At 66.4% G+C, this 18,321-nt stretch carries 18 protein-coding genes; 11 read left to right on the top strand and 7 right to left on the bottom strand.

What is annotated here, in order from left to right; all coding sequences use genetic code 11:
• Nucleotides 1-203: 203 nt before the first annotated feature.
• Nucleotides 204-1,664, top strand: coding sequence for a glucose-6-phosphate dehydrogenase (gene zwf / locus O9335_RS06130; RefSeq protein ID WP_298385102.1), 1,461 nt, complete (start codon nt 204-206; stop codon nt 1,662-1,664).
• Between the two features lie 5 nt (nt 1,665-1,669).
• Nucleotides 1,670-2,533, top strand: a complete 864-nt coding sequence (locus O9335_RS06125) for an SIS domain-containing protein (RefSeq protein ID WP_298385131.1) — start codon at nt 1,670-1,672, stop codon at nt 2,531-2,533.
• 13 nt (nt 2,534-2,546) lie between these two features.
• On the opposite strand, the gene O9335_RS06120 is transcribed toward O9335_RS06125, so the two are convergent.
• The 6 genes from O9335_RS06120 to O9335_RS06095 all read right to left on the bottom strand — a co-directional run bounded on the left by O9335_RS06120 (nt 2,547) and on the right by O9335_RS06095 (nt 6,349).
• Nucleotides 2,547-2,861 carry an STAS domain-containing protein gene (locus tag O9335_RS06120; RefSeq protein WP_298385095.1) on the bottom strand — a complete coding sequence of 105 codons (315 nt, stop codon included), beginning with the start codon at nt 2,859-2,861 and terminating at the stop codon, nt 2,547-2,549.
• A gap of 1 nt (nt 2,862) precedes the next feature.
• Nucleotides 2,863-3,462, bottom strand: coding sequence for a phospholipid-binding protein MlaC (locus O9335_RS06115; protein WP_298385092.1), 600 nt, complete (start codon nt 3,460-3,462; stop codon nt 2,863-2,865).
• Nucleotides 3,463-3,598: 136 nt separating this feature from the next.
• Complete coding sequence (locus O9335_RS06110) at nt 3,599-4,318, bottom strand: VacJ family lipoprotein (RefSeq protein ID WP_298385089.1); 720 nt, start codon at nt 4,316-4,318, stop codon at nt 3,599-3,601.
• Nucleotides 4,315-4,788 carry an outer membrane lipid asymmetry maintenance protein MlaD gene (gene mlaD / locus O9335_RS06105; protein WP_298385087.1) on the bottom strand — a complete coding sequence of 158 codons (474 nt, stop codon included), beginning with the start codon at nt 4,786-4,788 and terminating at the stop codon, nt 4,315-4,317. The genes O9335_RS06110 and mlaD overlap by 4 nt, the downstream gene beginning before the upstream one ends.
• Nucleotides 4,789-4,820: 32 nt before the next feature.
• A complete protein-coding gene (mlaE, locus tag O9335_RS06100; RefSeq protein WP_298385084.1) occupies nt 4,821-5,603 on the bottom strand; it encodes a lipid asymmetry maintenance ABC transporter permease subunit MlaE in 783 nt (260 codons plus the stop codon).
• Entirely contained in the window at nt 5,600-6,349 is a 750-nt protein-coding gene (locus tag O9335_RS06095) for an ABC transporter ATP-binding protein (protein ID WP_298385128.1), read from the bottom strand. The genes mlaE and O9335_RS06095 overlap by 4 nt, the downstream gene beginning before the upstream one ends.
• 160 nt (nt 6,350-6,509) lie before the next feature.
• Here O9335_RS06095 and O9335_RS06090 point away from each other — a divergent pair, with 160 nt between their 5' ends.
• The 9 genes from O9335_RS06090 (at nt 6,510) to O9335_RS06050 (ending at nt 16,757) form a co-directional block, all read left to right on the top strand.
• On the top strand, nt 6,510-7,115 hold the full coding sequence (locus O9335_RS06090) for a type IV pilin protein (RefSeq protein ID WP_298385081.1): 606 nt from the start codon (nt 6,510-6,512) through the stop codon (nt 7,113-7,115).
• Nucleotides 7,109-7,732, top strand: a complete 624-nt coding sequence (locus O9335_RS06085) for a GspH/FimT family pseudopilin (protein ID WP_298385078.1) — start codon at nt 7,109-7,111, stop codon at nt 7,730-7,732. Before O9335_RS06090 ends, O9335_RS06085 begins: the two co-directional genes overlap by 7 nt.
• Nucleotides 7,733-7,734: 2 nt before the next feature.
• Complete coding sequence (pilV, locus tag O9335_RS06080; RefSeq protein WP_298385075.1) at nt 7,735-8,229, top strand: type IV pilus modification protein PilV; 495 nt, start codon at nt 7,735-7,737, stop codon at nt 8,227-8,229.
• Nucleotides 8,226-9,263 (top strand): PilW family protein, encoded by a 1,038-nt coding sequence (locus O9335_RS06075; protein WP_298385072.1) that lies wholly within the window; start codon nt 8,226-8,228, stop codon nt 9,261-9,263. Before pilV ends, O9335_RS06075 begins: the two co-directional genes overlap by 4 nt.
• Nucleotides 9,260-9,895 (top strand): hypothetical protein, encoded by a 636-nt coding sequence (locus O9335_RS06070; RefSeq protein WP_298385069.1) that lies wholly within the window; start codon nt 9,260-9,262, stop codon nt 9,893-9,895. The genes O9335_RS06075 and O9335_RS06070 overlap by 4 nt, the downstream gene beginning before the upstream one ends.
• Before the next feature lie 37 nt (nt 9,896-9,932).
• Nucleotides 9,933-14,111 carry a PilC/PilY family type IV pilus protein gene (locus O9335_RS06065; protein ID WP_298385066.1) on the top strand — a complete coding sequence of 1,393 codons (4,179 nt, stop codon included), beginning with the start codon at nt 9,933-9,935 and terminating at the stop codon, nt 14,109-14,111.
• Between the two features lie 184 nt (nt 14,112-14,295).
• Entirely contained in the window at nt 14,296-14,790 is a 495-nt protein-coding gene (locus O9335_RS06060; RefSeq protein ID WP_298385063.1) for a hypothetical protein, read from the top strand.
• 117 nt (nt 14,791-14,907) lie between these two features.
• The gene (locus O9335_RS06055) at nt 14,908-15,612 is read left to right on the top strand and encodes an FkbM family methyltransferase (RefSeq protein WP_298385060.1); all 705 of its coding nucleotides are present in this window, start codon (nt 14,908-14,910) and stop codon (nt 15,610-15,612) included.
• Complete coding sequence (locus O9335_RS06050) at nt 15,609-16,757, top strand: DUF1513 domain-containing protein (RefSeq protein WP_298385057.1); 1,149 nt, start codon at nt 15,609-15,611, stop codon at nt 16,755-16,757. The genes O9335_RS06055 and O9335_RS06050 overlap by 4 nt, the downstream gene beginning before the upstream one ends.
• A 76-nt stretch (nt 16,758-16,833) precedes the next feature.
• On the opposite strand, the gene O9335_RS06045 is transcribed toward O9335_RS06050, so the two are convergent.
• Complete coding sequence (locus O9335_RS06045) at nt 16,834-18,321, bottom strand: glutamate synthase subunit beta (protein ID WP_298385054.1); 1,488 nt, start codon at nt 18,319-18,321, stop codon at nt 16,834-16,836.

Here is an 18,321-nt window from a genome sequence, read left to right as displayed (position 1 = left end):
AGGCACCGACAGGTCCGCTGCGGCACCGGCAGGCATTGTCGCCACCTCGGCACGGCGCACCGCTCCGTCTCGGCTTCCGGCCACCCCCATGACGGACGCCGCTGCGCACTCCCCCATGAGCGAAGGCTCTGGTCCTGCCGATTTGACCCGGTTACGAAACCCGTGCATGATTCGAGCCGTAACAAAATTACATCGCAACCTTCATGCAAGCGGCCACGTCTTTCGATCTCGTGTTCTTCGGTGGTACCGGCGACCTGACCTGGCGCAAGCTGATGCCGGCGCTGTTCCAGGCCTTCCGCCATGGCAAGTTGCCCGCGGGGGGGCGCATCCTGGCGGTGGCCCGTGACGAGCAGAGCGACGAGAAGTACCGGGAGTGGCTGCGAGAGCGCTTCAAGGAAGTGGAAGGCTCCAAGCGCCCCAGCGACGAAGAGTTCCAGCGCTTCGCGTCGATGGTGTTTTACCGTCGGATGGACCTCAGCCAGCCCGAGCATTACACGCGCCTGCGGGAATGGCTGGGGGAGCGGCAAGCCGACACGGTGGTGCTCTACCTGGCCACCAGCCCGCACCTGTTCACCCAGATTTGCGAGCAACTCGGGGCCGCTGGCCTCAACCACCCCAAGGTGCGCGTCGTCCTGGAAAAGCCCCTGGGTCACGACCTCGCCAGCGCGCAGCAGATCAACCGCGTGGTGCGATCGGTGTTCGACGAGCAGCAAGCCTTCCGCATCGACCACTACCTGGGCAAGCCTTCGGTCCAGAACCTGATGGCCCTGCGGTTCGGCAACGCCTTTTTCGAGCCGCTGTGGCGTCGGGAGAGCATCGCCAACATCCAGATCACCTTGGCCGAGTCGCTCGGCGTGGGCACACGCGGTCCGTTTTACGACGGCACGGGCGCGCTGCGCGACATGATTCAGAACCACGCGCTCCAACTGCTGACCATCTTGGCCATGGAGCCCCCAGCCACCAACGACGCCGACGCGATTCGCGACGAAAAGCTCAAGGTGCTGCGCGCCCTCAAGCCCTTCACGCCCGAGAGCGTGACGCGCGACGTGGTGCGCGGCCAGTACCGAGCCGGCAACGTGGGCGGTCAGTCCGTACCCGGCTACCTGCAGGAATCCAAGGTCCCCCCCGACAGCCGCTGTGAAACCTTCGTGGCCCTGCGCACCGAGGTGCAAAACTGGCGTTGGGCTGGCGTGCCGTTCTACCTTCGCACCGGCAAGCGCCTGGCTGCCCGCGATGCACAGATCGTCATCAACTTCCGCCAGGTGCCGCACGCCATCTTCCCGGGCCCCCAGCGCGCCAACCGCTTGATCATCAAGCTGCAACCCGAAGACGGACTCGAGCTGGAACTGCTCGCCGCCAAGGGCGGCGCGCCCGGCGAGGCGCTGGCCCCGGTCAAGCTCGATTTGGACTTCGACAAGGCATTCAGCGGCGCCGCCCGCGTGGGCGCCTACGAGCGCCTGCTGCTCGATGCCATCGCCGGCAAGCTGAACCTCTTCGTGCGCAGCGACGAACAAGAGCAAGCCTGGCGTTGGGTGGGCCCCGTGCTCGACGCATGGGCGGCCAGCGAAGAACCGCCGCGCCCCTACACCGCCGGCAGTTGGGGACCTGCCGCCGCGAGCGCCATGGTGGCGCGCGACGGCTTCACTTGGCCCGAGGAAGTATGAGCGCCTTGCTCGACCGCATCCAAGCCGCTTTGCCGGCCTTGCCACCAGCAGAACAGCGCGTTGCGCATCTGCTGCTGGCCGACCCCCGGGCCTTCGCCACGTTGCCGGTGTCCGAGCTGGCCGATCGCGCCACCGTGAGCAAGCCCACCGTGGTGCGCTTTTGCCGCAGCGTGGGCTACGACGGCCTGGCGGATTTCAAGCTCAAGCTGGCCGGCAGCGTCAACGAAGGCGTTCCCTTCGTGCACCGCGCCGTCGAGGAAGACGACAAGCCCGCCGACCTCATCGTGAAGGTCGTGGACAACGCGGTGGCCGCCTTGCTGCACTACCGCAACGACGCCAGCGGGCCCGCCTTCGATCGCGCCATCGCCGCCTTGACACAGGCCGGGCGCGACGGCCGGCGCATCGAGTTCTATGGCGTGGGCAACAGCGGCATCGTGGCGCAGGACGCGCACCACAAGTTCTTCCGCCTGGGCGTGCACAGCAGTTGGTGCAGCGACGGCCACGTGCTCATGATGAGCGCCACCATGCTTGCCCCGGGCGACTGCGCGGTGTTCCTGTCCAACTCCGGCCGCAGCCGCGACCTGCTGGACGCAGCGGACATCGCCCGCAAGAAAGGGGCCACCGGCATCTTCCTGACCGCCAGCGGCTCACCCTTGGCCCAAATGGGCCAAGCCCCGGGCCAGATCCTGCTGGCCATCGACCACCCGGAAGACTTCGAGCGCTACAGCCCCATGGTGTCGCGGCTGCTGCAACTCACCGCCGTGGACGTGCTGACCACCGGTGTGGCCCTGCGCTTGGGCGAGCGCCTGCGACCGATGCTGCAAGAGATCAAGAAAACGCTGCGCAGCAAGCGCTACGCCAACAGCTGAACAGAATGGGCGCTCAGGCCAGCACGGCCGGCGCCCAGAGCAGGTCTTCCACCCCGTACAGCCGGGCCAAGTCGCGCAGCCCAGCAGGCGCGTCGTGCACCTGCAGGGCCAGACCGTGCTGCCGGCACAGCCGGGCACAGTTCAGCAACAGACTCAAGGCCGACGAGTCGAAGGTCTGCAACTCGGCGGCGTTGAGCCGCACCTCGCGCCCGGCCTGGGCGCTCACGCAAGCGGCCTCGGCGCGCAACTTGGTCTCCCACTCGCGCCACAGGGCACTGGCGTTGGCCAACTGCACGGTGGCTGGCAAGCGCAGCAGCGCCTCACCCACCTCAGGCCCCCTTGACGCCGGCCTTGGCGTTGCGCTCGGCCAGGGTCTTGATCAAACCGTCGATGCCCTTGGCCGAGATCTCCTGGGCAAAGCTGCTGCGGTACTGGTCGCCCAGCCAAATGCCCAGCACGTTCATGTCGTAAATCACCCAACCCTTGTCGGTCTTGGCCAACCGATAGTCGAGCTGGATGGGGTCGCCCTTGCCACGCACCTGGGTCTGCACCACGACCTCGGTGTCGGTCGGCGCAGCCCGCAACGGCCGGAAGGCCAATTGCTGGTCCTTCACCTGGCTCAAGGCACCGGCGTAGGTGCGCATGAGCAAAACGCGGAATTCCGCCTGCAGGCGGTCCTGCTGCTCGGGGGTGGCTTGACGCCAGTGTCGCCCCACGGCCGAGGACGTCAGGCGCTTGAAGTCGACGTGGGGCATGACCTTGCCCTCCACCAGGGCCTGGATCTTGCCCAGGTCACCGGCCTGGATGGCCTTGTCGCTCTTCACCGCTTCCACCACCTCGGTGGACAGCTGTCGAACCAAGCCGTCAGGGGTGCTGTTGTCGGCCGCTTGAACGCCGCTGGACGCCAACAAGACGCCAGAAGCGACCATGACCCAAGCTGCAGCACGCCGATTCAAACTCAACAAAACGGAAGGCATGAGGATCGTCACTTTCATCACAATAAACAGGGCCCACAACGGGCCATCGAACGCGGCGGTGGACAGGACCGCCCGCGCGCCCCGCCCATCAGGGGGACGGCACGACTTCAAAGTCGTCGTCCTCCGACGGCTTCTTGCCCTTGCCGCCTCGGCGTTGCAAGTAGGCGTCCCGGAAAAACGTGTACTTGTCGAGCGCGATGCCTTCCACCAAGTCGCCCGCCTTGAGCAAGTCCGCCCGCAGACCGATCACCTCCAGCGCCCGCATGGCGATCTGCGTGCGCTGGCTCTCGAACCACCACCCGCTGCCGCCCATGGAATTCACCGGCAAGGCGGCGGCATCGCGAAAACTCGATGGGCCGAAGACCGGTAGCACCAAATAGGGCCCCGCGCCAACGCCCCAGGCGCCGAGGGTCTGCCCAAAGTCTTGGCTGCGCTTGTCCAGTCCGAACGACGTGCTGACGTCGAACAACCCCGCCACGCCCAGGGTGGAGTTCCAGGCAAACCGGGCCCCCTGCTCCACGCCCCGATGCACATCGCCCTGCAGCAGCCAGTTCACGGCCGACCACGCGTCGCCCAGGTTGCCGAAAAAGTTGCGCACGCCGTCGCGCACCGGCTCCGGCACCAGCGTCTGGTAGGACTGAGCCGCAGGCTTGAGCACCTTGGCATCCAGCCGCTCGTTGAACGCAAACATGCGCCGGTTCACCGACTCGTAAGGGTCGCGAGGGTTCGGCTCCCCCGGCGGCGGCACCACGCTGGCGCAGGCGCTCACGGCGACCGCGACCAGCAGCGCGGCAACGCGTGCGTTCATTTCGACGCCGTCCCGCTGTCGGCCGCCCTGTTGTAAAGGAACTGGCCGATCAGGTTTTCCAACACCACGGCCGACTGCGTCAGCTTGATCACATCGCCACCCGCCAGCAGCTTCTCCTCGGCGCCGGGCTCCAGGCCCACGTACTGATCGCCGAGCAGGCCGGCCGTCAGGATCTTGGCTGAGGTGTCTTTCGGAAAGCTGTACGCGCGGTCGATGTCCATCTTCACCAGCCCCTGATAGGTTTGAGGGTCCAGCGTGATGGAGGTGACACGACCGACCGTCACGCCCGCCATGCGCACAGGCGCTCGCGCCTTGAGCCCACCGATGTTGTCGAAACGCGCGCTCACCTGGTACACCGCGCCCCCCCCCGTGGACCCCAGGTTGGCGGCCTTGAGCGCCAAAAACACCAGGCCCAGCAGGCCCAGCAGCACAAACAGGCCCACGCCGATTTCAATGCTTCGCTTGTTCATCTCGATTCACTCCATGCCGAGCGGCAGCGCGCTCAAGGCGTTGAAAACATCAGGGCCGTGAGCACAAAGTCCATGCTCAACACCCACAAAGACGCGATCACCACCGTGCGCGTCGTCGCATAAGCCACGCCCTCGGGCGTGGCTTCGGTTTCGTGACCCTGGTAGAGCGCCACCACGGTGCAAATCACGCCGAAGACCGAGGCCTTGACCAAGCCGTTGCCCACGTCGCGCCACACGTCCACCCGGGTTTGCATGATCGACCAGAAATTCCCGGCATCCACCCCGATCAGCTGAACGGCCACCACGTAAGCGCCCAAGATGCCCACTGCCGAAAACAGAATCGCCAAGATCGGCATGGCCAACACGCCACCGATCAGGCGCGGCGCCAGCACCCGCGCCTTGGGGTCGATGGCCATCAACTCCATCGCCGCCAGTTGCTCGCCTGCCTTCATCAGGCCAATCTCTGCCGTGAGCGACGTGCCCGCCCGGCCTGCAAACAGCAAGGCCGTGACCACCGGCCCCAACTCACGGACCAAGGCCAAGTTGACGATCAGCCCCAAGCTCTCCGCCGCCCCGTAAGTCACCAGCGCGTAGTACATCTGCAGCGCCAGCACAAAACCCACGGCCAGGCCCGAGGCCATGATGATGACCAGGGAGCGGTTGCCGATGGCGTGGATCTGCGCCACCACCAAACCGAACCGCCGAAGAGACGCAGGAACCGCACGCAACAGTTCCATGAAAAAGAATGCTGCGTGGCCCCAGCCGCGCAGTTGCTCCATCACCAGAGCCCCGAGCCGCGCCAACGCGTCCGTCATGCCGTCACCCCAAAGTCGGCGCCGATGGCGGGCGCCGGGTAATGGAACTTCACCGGACCATCGGGCTCGCCCCTCACGAACTGGCGGGTTTCTGGATCGTTCGACGCCATCAACTCCGCCGGCGTGCCCTGGGCCACGATGCGGCCGCCATTGGCCAACAGCACCACGTGGTCGCTGATGGCCATGCACTCGGGCACGTCATGGCTCACCACCAAGGAGGTTGCACCGGTCACATCGTTCAGGGTGCGGATCAGTTTGGCCGCCACTCCCATGCTGATCAAGTCCAAGCCCGCGAAGGGCTCGTCGTACATGATCAATTCAGGGTCCAGCACGATCGCCCGCGCGAGGGCGATGCGTCGGGCCATGCCCCCGGACACCTCGGAGATCCGCAGCCGCGCCGCGCCGCGCAAGCCCACGGCGTTCAGCTTCATCAACACGATGTCGCGAATCATGGGCTCCGGCAGGTCGGTGTTCTCCCGCAGCGGGAAGGCCACGTTGTCGAAGACCGACAGGTCGGTGAACAGGGCCCCGAACTGGAACAGCATGCCCAAGCGGCGGCGCAACCGGAACAACTGCGCCTTGTTGCGCGTGTCCACCACCTCGCCATCAAACACCACCCGACCGGACGAGGGCGCATGCACCCCGGCGATCAAGCGCATCAGCGTCGTCTTGCCACAACCCGAGCCCCCCAAGATGGCCGTCACCTTGCCCCGCGGGAAGCGCAGCGAGATGTTCGACAAGATCATCCGGCTCGCGTCGTAGCCGAAGGTGACGTTGTCAATCTCGATCAATGCGTCGTTGCTCAATGCGGATCGCCCCTGTGAAGCTCGCGCGGCGGTGCCCACGCCGACGCCGCGAAGGGGCGGATGATAGGGGGAAACTCGGATACCCCTGTCGGGCGCCCCCATGAAGCCCGAAACCAGATGCAACATCACGCGGTCCCGGCTGCGTGCCGTTGCAGCGGCTCATGCCGCCGCGAAAACGACCAACGCCACCTTGCCCGCGACGAACGGCATCGCCGGCGGGCGCTGTCGTTTCGATAATCCCACCACCGAAAGGGTTCATGCCATGTCCATCACACGCCCCCTGCGCCCCCCCCTCCAAGCTGGCTTCACGCTGATCGAAATCATGATCACGGTGGCGATCGTCGCCATCCTGGCGGCCGTTGCGGTGCCGCAGTACCGGGACTACGTGGTCCGCTCCCGGATCCCGGAAGCCACGTCGGGGCTGGCCGCGCGCCAGGTTCGGATGGAGCAGTACTTCCAAGACACGCGAACCTATGTCGGGGCGCCCGATTGCACGCTGAACACCACGGACAGCCAGTTTTTCAACTTTTCTTGCGCGGCGGCCCCCAGCGCCACCGCCTTCGTCCTTCAAGCCGAGGGCAAGGGCGGGATGGCGGGCTTCACCTACACCGTGAATCAATCCAGCCAACGCGCCACCACGGCCGTGCCGACCGGTTGGACGACATCGGCCTCCTGCTGGGTGGCCAAGAAGGACGGCTCATGCTGAACCGTCCGCGTGCACCCAAAGGCTTCACCTTGGTCGAAGCCATGGTCGTGCTTGCCATCTTGGGCTTGATGCTCGCGTACGCCGTTCCGGCCTTCACAACCTGGCTGCAGAACGCCAGAATTCGCGCGACTGCCGAGTCCATTCAACAAGGGTTGATGTTGGCGAGGTCGGAAGCCACCTCGCGCAACGCACAAGTGCGGTTTCAACTGACGTCGGACCTCACCAGCGCTTGCGTCCGCTCGACCACGGCCTCGAACTGGATCGTCGACTTGGTGGACCTCGGTGCAGGCCCGGATGCCGTGGTCGGGGCCTGTGATGCGCCCGTCACCGACACCCCGACGGCCCCGCCCAACATCCTGCACAAGCGCTCGGCCACCGAGGGTTCGGCAGGCATCGTCGTGGATGTCAATCCAGAGGAGGTGGTGTTCAACGGCATGGGACGCGTCGTCCCCTTGCCGGCCGACGCCATCACGTACGACGTTTTCGCCGGCACGGTGGACCAGTGCCGGCAGGTTGCAGGAGGAACCCTGACTTGCCTGCGGGTCTTGGTGTCTCCCGCAGGACAAGTCCGGATGTGCAACCCCGCCTTCCCCACGGGCGACCCGCAGGCATGCTGACCATGAAAACCACACCGATGCCCGGCGCCCGCGAGCGCGGCTTCATGCTCCTGGAAGTTCTCATCGCCTTGCTGATTTTCGCCATCGGCATCTTGGGCTTGGTGGGCTTGCAAGCCAACGCGGTGCGGCAATCCGGCATGGCCCAGTACCGGGCGGATGCCGTCATGTTGGCGGGCGAACTGGCCGGACAAATGAGCGTGGTCGCCCGAGATTTCCCGACCCTGTCGGCGCAGTTCTCCAGCGCAGGCGGTGGCCCCGGCTACGAAGCCTGGAAGGCCCGCGTCAATGCGGTGCTGCCAGGCGCGGCGGGCTACCCGCCGCTGGTGGTCATCACCGAAGTCGCGCCCCTTCCCGCCCTGGTGGGCGCCTCGTCGGTGCCCGCTGTTGGCTTGAGTTCAAGCTCCCGGGTCGCCATCACCGTGCGCTGGAGGTTGCCGCAAGACACCCCGTCCGACCCGGTACGCAACCACACCATGATCACGGAAGTCCGGCCATGAAAGCCCCCCATCGCATTGGGCGCCCTGGGCAGCAGGGCTTCAGCTTGGTGGAATTGATGGTCGGCGTGGCCGTCGCGCTGGTGGCCGTGGTGGTCATCATGCAGGTCTTCCAGCTGTCCGAAGGCCGCCGTCGCACCACGACGGGCGGGGACGACGCGCAGGCGTCCGGCTTGATCGCCTCGACCATGCTGCAGCGGGATTTGCGCCAAGCAGGCCAGGGCATCGTGCATGGCAACTTGCTGGCCTGCGCGCTCACGCTGCCCAGCGGCCGGGTGATCAACAACCTGGCCAGCATCGTCGTCAACGACCCCGACATCCCCGCCGGCGACGCAAACGCCGACACCCTGCGCGTGGCCTACGGTTCGGGCTCGGGCTCACCCGAGGGCAGCCGGATTCAAGCCCAGCCCAGCGCCAACGTCTACAGCGTCGCCGCGGGTCGTGCGTTTGTGCAAAACGACAACGTCATCGCCACGCCCGAGATCCGTCCCCTCGGTTGCGCTGCCCTGCTGACCACCGTCAGCGCAGCGCCGGTCGGCAACAACGTGACCACGGCAGCGGGCGCGGTCGGCATGTCCAACGGCGTCCTGCACAACTTGGGTCAGCAAGCCACCGCTCGCGCCTATCGCGTGGTGGGGGGGCGACTGACCGTGTGCGACTACGCGGCGCAAAACTGCACCAATGCCGGTGCCGCGAACTGGACCCCCATCGCTGACGGCATCGTGAGCCTGCGCGCGCAATACGGCCAGGACACGAGCACCACGATGGACGGCACCGTCGACGCGTTCAACCAAACCACGCCCACCACCGTGTGCGGTTGGTACCGGCGGCCGGCTGTGCGGCTGGTTTTGGTCGCGCGCAGCGGCCAGCTCGAGCAGCAGAACGTCACCGCGGCCGCCCCCAACTGGGCGGGCAGCGCGGACACGCCTGTGGTGCTCACGGCGCTGGGCAACTGGCAGCGCTACCGCTACAAGACCTTTGAAACCACAGTGGCCTTGCGCAACGTCGCTTGGCAGGGGGTCATTTCAGGATGTTGAACTCCACCTCCATCCATCGCCACGGCCAGCGTGGGATGGTGCTGATCTTGGCCATCATCGTGCTGGTCGCGATGTCCTTGGCGGGTATCGCCTTGATGCGCTCGGTGCTGGCGGGCAACCGCGTGGCCGGCAACGCGGCCTTCCAGCAGTCGGCCGCGATGGCGGCCGACGTCGGCACCGAGCGCGCCATCGCCTGGCTCGAGCAGCAAGCCCGTCAAGTCGACGGCACCGGTGCGCCCGCCAACCGACTGTGGACTCACAAGCTGATCGGTGGTACCGAGACCGTGGGCTACATGGCGATGCGCGAGGACCCCGACGCTGCGTTCAACGAAACCTGGGAAGAGGCCTGGGGGCTTCAAGTGGCCGAGACCAATCGCGTCAACACCCTGCCTCCCGACGCGGCCGGCAACACGGTGAGCTACCTCATCCAAAGGCTTTGCGCGACCGAAGGTGACCCCTCTGGAGCAGCCAACTGCGAAGTATCGCCAGCGCAGGAATCGTCGAACACCACCGGCAGCAAAGGGGCCGGCCAAAAGATCAAATTGCCGCCCCGCATCTATTACCGCATCACGGTGCGGGTGGAAGGCCCCCGCAACGCGGTGAGCTTCACCCAGTCCATCGTCTCCATCTGAACGATCCAAGCGCCCCGCGGGGCGAAAGGAGTCCACCATGGCCAAACGTCACGTGTTGAATCAAATCCAAAAGCTGGGGTGCGCCGTCGGCGGCTCGGTGCTCATGGCCGCTACCCACAGCGCCCCCATCGACATCTCGCAAACGCCTTTGGTGGTCAGCAACACCGAGTCGGTCTTCCCCAACATCCTTTTCGTGCTTGACGACTCCGGCTCCATGAGTTGGGACTTCATGCCTGACTACGTGACCGGCGGACTCTGCCGCAGCAGCGGCGCTGGCCTTGGGGCGCCCGCGACGGGCAACTTTGCTTTAGGTTGCACGAACGAAGCCCCTTACCGGGTTTGGCAGTTCAACGGCATGGCCTACAACCCCAACGTGAGGTACCGCCCGGCGGCCACCGCATCGGGCGGCGAAATGGCGTCGCAAACCGTTTTCACCAGTGTTGCCAACGACGCTTTTGGGGTGCAGTCCACCACCAACATCAACCTGTTGACCAATTTCCCCGACGTCGAGTACTGCACCGACAGCACCTTCACCGACTGCCTGCGCAACGGCAATTACGTGCTGCCGGGGCGTGTCAACAGCAAGAACTACACAACGCGTCGGGCGACGACCGCCACGGGGTCGGGCAAGCTCGCCATCGGCGCACCGGACGCCGCCATCACGCTGGACCGCGATTTCGGCCCCCACTACTACAACGTCGTGGCCAGCGAGTTTTGTACGGATGCATCGCTGCGGCACTGCCAGCAAGGCGCTGGCGGCAGTTTCACGGTGCCGGCTCCCGTTCGCTGGTGCAACACCGACGCCAATTCGCGGCTGGTCGACCCCGCTCGCAACACCTGCCAAGCCGTTCGGTCGCCCTCAGCGCCCTCGTACTCGTTTGCGCGCTACCCCACCAAGTACGCCACGGCCGGGACGGCCGTGACGCAAGCCAAAGTCGTGATTGCTTTGGGGGTATCGGGGTGCACCTCCGGTAAGAACGTGGGCGTGCAGTCGTTGACCGTCGAGGGGACCAACTTGCTTGCCGCGGCCACAGCACAGACCAACGACGCCAGCACCCTGGCCACCCTGGTCCGCAACGCCATTCAAGCCAGAACGGCCATCACGGGCTACACGGCCTCCGTCAGTGGCACCAGCGTGACGATCACGGCACCCACGGCAGCCGGCAACCTGACCAGCACGGCCACCTTGGCCGCAACGGCCGCTTCCACCTGCAGCTTCAGCCCCACCACGTCGGCGGCCTTCAGCGGCTACGTGGCCCCCACAACGGCCTTCAGCGGCCAGTTCGAGCGCGTGGACATCGTGCCCAGCCGCACCACCTACCCCCGTACCGACGGGCGGTCCGATTGCGCCGCAACCACGCACTGCACGTACACCGAGGAGATGACCAACTTCGCCAACTGGTGGGCTTACTACCGAACCCGCATGCAGGCGATGAAGACCTCGGTCACGCGCGCTTTCGTGGAAGTGGGCGCCAACCGGCGTTTGGGCTTCGACACCTTGAACTATGCCGCGGCCACCCCCCAGTTTCTCAACTTGGGGACGTTCACGGGCACACACAAAACCAATTGGTTCGACCGGCTGACCAAGGCCAATCCCTCGGGTGGCACGGCGTTGATCACCAGCCTGACCCGCGCGGGCCGCTTCTACGCCGGACGCTTCAACGGATCGAGCATCGACGGCGTGGCCGTGACCGACCCGATGCAGTATTCCTGCCAGCGCAATTACACGATCTTGTCCACCGACGGGATTTACGGAGATTTCGGCTCGGCCAGGGACGTGAACAACGCGGTGCTCGGCGATCAAGACGGCAACCTGACCGGCGCCATGAGAGACCGCGTTCCCGTGTCGGGCACGCTGGCCGACGTGGCCGCCTACTACCGCCTGACCGACCTCAGGACGACAGCGCCGTGGTGCTCGGGCGCGCTGGCGGTGGACGTGTGCGGCAGTACAGGCTCGATCCAAAACATGACCACCTTCACCTTGGGGTTTGGCGTCGCTGGGCGGATGCAGTACCTGCCCGACTACGAAAACTCAGCGCCTGACTTCATTGCCGTGAGGGACGGCCTCACCCCCAATGCGACCACGGGGCAATGCAGCTGGCAGACCTCGGGCACCTGCACTTGGCCGGCGCCCCCCAGCACCGAGGCCAATGTCGACGATCTGTGGCACGCGGCGGTGAACGGCGGGGGCACCTACTTCAGCGCGAGCAACCCCAATGCCTTGTTCACGGGCATTCGCAACACGCTGGAGGCCATCGACAGCGTGGAGCGCTCGACGGCGGCGGCCACCACCAGCAACCCCAACATCACGGCGGGTGACAACCAAATCTTCGTTTCGTCATTCGAAACGAAATCATGGACGGGGGAGTTGGAAGGTCGGCGCATCAACACGGTGACCGGCGATGTGTTAACGGGTCAAGATTGGTCGGCAGGGTCTTTGCTGAACAGCAACACCATCCGGCGCGTGCTGATGTTCAGCGGTACCGCCACGACCAAGCTCAAGGACTTCGCTTGGTCCACCATGTCGTCCGCTGAGAAGGCGCACTTCGAAATGGCCAACATCACGGCCACCGGCCGTTCGTTGTCGCAGTACTGCCTCGTGGGTGTGAGTTGCTTGAGCAGCGCCACCCAAACGGCCAGCGCGGGCGAGCCGCTGGTTCGGTACTTGGCCGGAGAGCGCACCCTGGAAGGTGAGTTCGTTGATGTTGCCAAGCCCTGGCGCTTGCGGGAGTCGCTGCTGGGAGACATCGTCAACTCGGAGGCGGTGTACGTGGGCAAACCGTCGCTGGCCTTCTCGGATTCCGGGTACGGCGCTTTCGCCAGTTCGGCGGCGACGCGGCGCAAGATGGTGTACGTGGCCTCCAACAGCGGCATGCTCCACGCCTTCGACGCGACCACGGGCAACGAGGTTTGGGCCTTCGTGCCCACTGCGGTGCTGCCCCGCTTGTACAAGCTGGCCGACAAGGACTACGCCAACAAGCACGAGTACTTCGTGGACGGCAGCCCGACGGTGCAAGACGCCTTCATCGGGGGCGAATGGCGCACCGTGTTGGTGGGCAGTTTGGGGCTGGGCGGCCGCTCTTACTTCGCCTTGGACATCACCGACCCCGACAACCCCAAGGCCTTGTGGGAGTTCACGCACCCCAACATGGGCCTGACCGTGGGCCGGGCGGAGATCGGCAAGCTCGCCTCGGGTGAGTGGGTGGTTGTGCTGCCTTCTGGCCTGAACAACATCCCCAACGGCGAGGCCTACTACAGCAGCGCCGACGGCAAGGGCTACATCTACGTGGTGAACCTGTCCAGCGGCACCTTGGTCACCAGCGTCAATGGCAGCGGCATCATTCCCACGGGGCAAGGCAGCACGTCCACACCTTCGGGCCTGGGACACATCCGGGCGTGGTACGACGACGGCGAGACCAACGCCACCATGCTGCGCCTGTATGGCGGCGACAACCTGGGCAACGTGTGGCGCTTCGACGTCAACAACAACGTCGCGCCTGCCGGCTTCGAGGCCCTGCGCCTGATCACCTTGAAAGATGGCAGCGGCAATACGCAACCGGTGACCTCTCGCCCTGAACTGGGGCAAGCGGGCAGCTATGCAATGGTCTACGTGGGGACCGGGCGCTACCTGGGAACGTCCGATTTCTCGGACACCAGCCAGCAGTCGATCTATGCCATCAAGGATCGCCTCACCGATCAATCGTTTGACCAACCCCGCAGCGCGCCCAGCGCCTTCGTGCGCCAAACGCTCGTTGACGGAACCTGTCCCACCGGCGTTGCAGCCTGCACGGCAGCCACTGCGGTGCGGTCGGTGCCCAGTCCGCTGCCCGTTAACCTCGCCACGAATGGTGGCTGGTACGTCGATTTGCCGGTCTCGAGCGAACGGGTGACCACAGAGCCGGTCCTGGCGCTGGGCACCCTGGTCGTGACCAGCAACATCCTGGTGGCCGGCAACGTCTGTGAGCAGGGTCAGGGGTGGGTGAACTTCCTGGACTACCGGACCGGTGCGTCGGTGGTGACGGCACAAGGCGTGGCGAGCGTGCCGCTCAATGGGCTGGGCTCGCGTTCCACGGTGGGCATGCTGCCCAACGGCGCGGTACGCCGCTACACCACGGTGTCCAACAGCCCGCGCATGCCATCCTCCGGGGCCTTGCCCGTGGACGTGTCCGCGGGCGGCACACGACGCCACTCTTGGCGGGACTTGGGTGGCAACTGACGCCGCTTGCCACGCTCCACGCCAACGCCCGGCCGCCCCAGCCGGGCGTTTTTCGTGGGGAAGCCCCGCCAGCCGTTGGCTGGCTTGGAGCGCTTCCGCCCTGCTGCACGCGACCGGGGTGGCGTGGCTCACGGCCGGGGGCGGTCTGGACCTCACTCGGCCCACACTGGCCCCGAAGGCCCCCGTGACCCAGCGGGCGACGCTCGTTCGGGTGTCGATCGCTCAACCCCATCCGGCGGGCCCATCGGACCAACCCAGCGGCCCCATCGACGGCCCCATCGACGGCACCATGCCCTCGAGCGAGCCCACGCCCCCCCAAGAGCCCCCGGGCCAGGCCCGCTTTCTGCCCGGGGGCTTGCCCAACATCGTCTTGCCCGACGTCTTCGTTCAAGGGGTTCAAGAGGTCCGGGTGGCGGCTCTGGTGGAGGTGGACGCCGACGGGGTGGCCCAGTCCGTGTCGGTCCGCGGCAACCCGGGCAGTCCCACGGAGTACGCCGACGCCGTGCAGCAGGCGCTCAGCCAAACGTCCTTCGAGCCCTCGGGCCCCCGAAGCCTGCTTTGCGTTCGCGTGCGCTTCGACCTTGTCGAGACCCGCGCGGAAGTGACGCCCCAGATGGACTTGAGGATGTCCCAGCTTCAGCGCTGCCAACGCTGGGCGCTGGAGGGCCGATCCGGTTGAACCGGCCCCGGCCGCGATGCCGACCGCCCGTGGCCCAGGCGCCCCCAAGGACCTTGGGAGCCACAACGCTGCCGATACACTGAACCGATCGTCGATGGCCCGCCGGGCCTGGGCCGAATGCCAACCCCACCCACCCCCGAATCACGGTCCCCGCAGGAAGAGTGGTACGCCACCAACCTGCCCTTGCGCCAGCAGGTGATTGCGGACGTGGGGGCCAACGAGGGCCGGTTGTCGGCATTCTTCTGGCGGGAAGGCGGGGGCAGCAGCCAGGTCGTCTCGATCGAGCCCTTGGCGGAAAACATCGCTTTGCTCGGTGCGCGGATTCCCGCCGAAGCGGCCGGCCTGTGGCGCGTGGAGCCTTGTGCGGTCTCGAACCGTGCCGGCGAGGTGAAGCTGCACGCGGGGGTCACCCCCAAGTCGGGCTGGAACAGCGTGGTCCACCCCCACGGGGCGCGTACCGCGCGCGCCGAGACCTTGGCGACCCTGGTTCCCGATGTCACGGTGGTGAAACTGGACATCGAGGGGCACGAGCATGAGGTGTTGGAGGAGGCGCTGCCGCGCCTGCCCCGGGTGAGCGCCTGGGCCATCGAACTGCACCAGCGCCCGGACCGGTCGCTCCAAGGCGTTTTGGGGCTGCTCATGGCTCACGGTTACCGCGTGTTTGCCGCCACCCAGGACCCCCAACGCCCGGGGGCTTGGCGCAGCCATGAAATCCCTGCCACGCTGGACTGGTCCCAGGTGCCGCCGAGCGGCATGCGGCCCCATGGTCAGCCCATCCGGACCCTGCATGTGCTCGCCTTGCGACACCCCCCCACGCGATGAAGACGGCCCGGGTCAGCATGCAGGGGGCTCCCCAAGCCGCGCGGCGCGCGCTGCAGCTTGCTGGGCACCCGCCTTTGGATGCAGCGTCCTGGTCGATGCAGGGCGATTTGCTCGTGGGAGGTGGCGCCTTTGTGGACCCCGGGGACGGCAAGACCTTGCGCTATGTGCTGGGGGCGCTGGACTGGCCGGGGCGCAAGTTGTCGCTCACGGCGGTCAATTTCCTGCCTCACGCCATCGCCATCCGGCCTGACCAGCCCCATCAGGTGGTGGCGTTCGAAAAGATCGGGCCGGGCTGTGCGGAATTCCATCTGCCGAGCGGTGAATTGCGTCGATTCATCCCGCCGGTGCCAGGGCGCTGGTTTTACGGGCATGGCGTGTTCTCCGCCGACGGCGCATGGCTCTTCTCCACCGAGACGATCACCCAAACTGGCGAAGGCCGCATCGGCGTTCGGGATGCACACAGTTTCCGGCCGCTGGGCGATTTCCCAACCTTTGGCCTGAACCCCCACGATTGCCATTGGGTGGAGGAGGGGCGGGTTCTGGTCATCACCAACGGCGGCGGCAAGGCGGGCGCCGACCAACCTTGCATCACTTGGGTGGACGTCGAGACGCGCAAACTTTTGCACCGCCAGGAGATTCAGGGCGATCGGCACAACGCGGGCCATTTGGCCATCACCGCATCGGGCACCCTGGCGGTGGTCTCGGCGCCGCGGGCCGGGCTGGGTGAGCAGGCGCTGGGTGGCTTGAGCCTGCGCCCGGGCGTGGACGACGCCTTGCAGCTCGTCACCGAACCGGTCGAAATCACCGGGCGCATGGCGGGCGAGGCCTTGAGCGTGGACATCCACGAGCCGTCCGACACGGTGGTGGTCACCCACCCGGTTGGCGGCATGGTCACGTTCTGGAGCGCGACGGACCGCAGTTTCAAGCGAATGCTGCCGATGGAGCGACCGCGCGGTGTGACCCTGTCGCAGGGCGGCGATCGCATGTTCGTCTCGCGGGGTCTGCGCACCCAAGTGCTGGCGCTGGATGCCGCCACCCTGGACCCGGAAGGCGCTCCGGTCATGGACCAGACCTTCCTGTCGGGCTCGCACCTCATCAATTGGACCCGTGCCGCCAGCGCGCTGAGGCGCCAGCGTCGGCAGTGAGCACCGAGCGGGCTGGGCCCAGCCCGGTGCTGCGATCCCAACCGCGCTTCGCGTCGAGGCCGGGCGAATCCAGGACTCAGCGCGGCAGCTCGCTCGCTCCCATCAGGAACTCGTCCACCGCCCGGGCCGCTTGGCGGCCTTCGCGAATGGCCCACACCACCAGCGACTGGCCACGGCGCATGTCGCCAGCGGCGAACACCTTGGGCACGTTGGTGGCATAGCCGCCGGTGAAATCGGTGCTGGCCTTGGCGTTGCCGCGGGCGTCCCGTTGCACGCCGAAGGCGTCGAGCACGGTGGCGATGGGGGCGGTGAAGCCCATGGCCAGCAGCACCAGGTCGGCTTTCCATTCTTGTTCGCTGCCCGGCACCTCGGTGAATTTGCCGCCTTGCCATTCGAGCTTGACGGTGGTCAGGCTCTTGATGCGGCCTTTGTCTTTGCCGGTGCCGGGGTTGAAGGACTTGGTGGCGATGGCGAACTGTCGCTCACAGCCCTCCTCGTGGCTGGAGCTAGTGCGCAGTTTGACCGGCCAGTAAGGCCAGGTCATGGGGCGGTTCTCGACCTCGGGAGGCTGGGGCATCAGTTCGAACTGCGTGACGCTGGCGGCCCCGTGGCGGTTGCTGGTGCCCACGCAGTCGCTGCCGGTGTCGCCCCCACCGATGACGACGACGTGCTTGCCGTCGGCGCGCAACTGGTCCTTGAGCTTGTCGCCCGCCACGACCTTGTTTTGCTGGGGCAGGAACTCCATGGCGAAGTGCACGCCGTCAAGCTCCCGGCCAGGCACGGGCAGGTCGCGCGGGGTTTCGGCGCCGCCGGTGAGCAGCACGGCATCGAACTCGGCCTGCAGTTGGGCTGGCGTGACGACGGTGGTCGCGTCGTTGGTGACCTTGGCGGCCGCACCGTCCTTGGGCAGCTCGCCCACCAGGGTGTTGACGCGGAACTCGACGCCTTCGGCCTGCATCTGCTCGACGCGGCGGTCGATGTGCGACTTCTCCATCTTGAAGTCGGGAATGCCATAGCGCAGCAGACCGCCAATGCGGCTGTTCTTTTCGAACACCGTCACCGCATGGCCGACCCGGGCCAGTTGCTGCGCCGCGGCCAAACCCGCGGGGCCGGAGCCAACGACCGCGACCTTCTTGCCCGTCTTCAGGGCGGCGGGCTGCGGCTGAACCCAACCCTCGCGCCAAGCGCGGTCGATGATGGCGTGCTCGATGGACTTGATGCCCACGGCGTCGTCGTTGACGTTGAGCGTGCAGGCGGCCTCACAAGGCGCGGGGCACACGCGTCCGGTGAACTCGGGAAAGTTGTTGGTGCTGTGCAGCACGGCGATGGCTTGCTGCCAGTCCTGCCGGTAGACGAGGTCGTTGAAGTCGGGGATGACGTTGTTGACCGGGCAGCCGTTGTTGCAGAAGGGCGTGCCGCAGTCCATGCAGCGCGCCGCCTGCTTTTGGCTCTCTTCAGCGCTCAGGCCGATGACGAACTCTTTCCAGGTCTTGAGGCGCTTGGGCACGGGCTCGTAGCCCTCTTCCAGCCGCTCGTATTCCATGAAGCCGGTGACTTTTCCCAT

It is taken from the genome of Inhella sp., assembly GCF_027532025.1.
Taxonomy (GTDB): Bacteria; Pseudomonadota; Gammaproteobacteria; order Burkholderiales; family Burkholderiaceae_C; genus Inhella.
The sequence above is the reverse complement of the archived record's forward strand: the minus strand, read 5'-3'. Positions and strand labels throughout refer to the sequence as shown.

Excerpts from the sequence above, each read along its gene's own strand:
- O9335_RS06050 (WP_298385057.1), top strand. The coding sequence starts at position 15,609 with ATGAAGACGGCCCGGGTCAGCATGCAGGGGGCTCCCCAAGCCGCGCGG.
- O9335_RS06075 (WP_298385072.1), top strand. The coding sequence starts at position 8,226 with ATGAAAGCCCCCCATCGCATTGGGCGCCCTGGGCAGCAGGGCTTCAGC.
- O9335_RS06085 (WP_298385078.1), top strand. The coding sequence starts at position 7,109 with ATGCTGAACCGTCCGCGTGCACCCAAAGGCTTCACCTTGGTCGAAGCC.
- O9335_RS06090 (WP_298385081.1), top strand. The coding sequence starts at position 6,510 with ATGAAGCCCGAAACCAGATGCAACATCACGCGGTCCCGGCTGCGTGCC.
- O9335_RS06065 (WP_298385066.1), top strand. The coding sequence starts at position 9,933 with ATGGCCAAACGTCACGTGTTGAATCAAATCCAAAAGCTGGGGTGCGCC.
- mlaE (WP_298385084.1), bottom strand. The coding sequence starts at position 5,603 with ATGACGGACGCGTTGGCGCGGCTCGGGGCTCTGGTGATGGAGCAACTG.
- mlaD (WP_298385087.1), bottom strand. The coding sequence starts at position 4,788 with ATGAACAAGCGAAGCATTGAAATCGGCGTGGGCCTGTTTGTGCTGCTG.
- O9335_RS06115 (WP_298385092.1), bottom strand. The coding sequence starts at position 3,462 with ATGGTCGCTTCTGGCGTCTTGTTGGCGTCCAGCGGCGTTCAAGCGGCC.
- O9335_RS06055 (WP_298385060.1), top strand. The coding sequence starts at position 14,908 with ATGCCAACCCCACCCACCCCCGAATCACGGTCCCCGCAGGAAGAGTGG.
- O9335_RS06095 (WP_298385128.1), bottom strand. The coding sequence starts at position 6,349 with ATGATCTTGTCGAACATCTCGCTGCGCTTCCCGCGGGGCAAGGTGACG.
- O9335_RS06045 (WP_298385054.1), bottom strand. The coding sequence starts at position 18,321 with ATGGGAAAAGTCACCGGCTTCATGGAATACGAGCGGCTGGAAGAGGGC.
- zwf (WP_298385102.1), top strand. The coding sequence starts at position 204 with ATGCAAGCGGCCACGTCTTTCGATCTCGTGTTCTTCGGTGGTACCGGC.
- pilV (WP_298385075.1), top strand. The coding sequence starts at position 7,735 with ATGAAAACCACACCGATGCCCGGCGCCCGCGAGCGCGGCTTCATGCTC.
- O9335_RS06110 (WP_298385089.1), bottom strand. The coding sequence starts at position 4,318 with ATGAACGCACGCGTTGCCGCGCTGCTGGTCGCGGTCGCCGTGAGCGCC.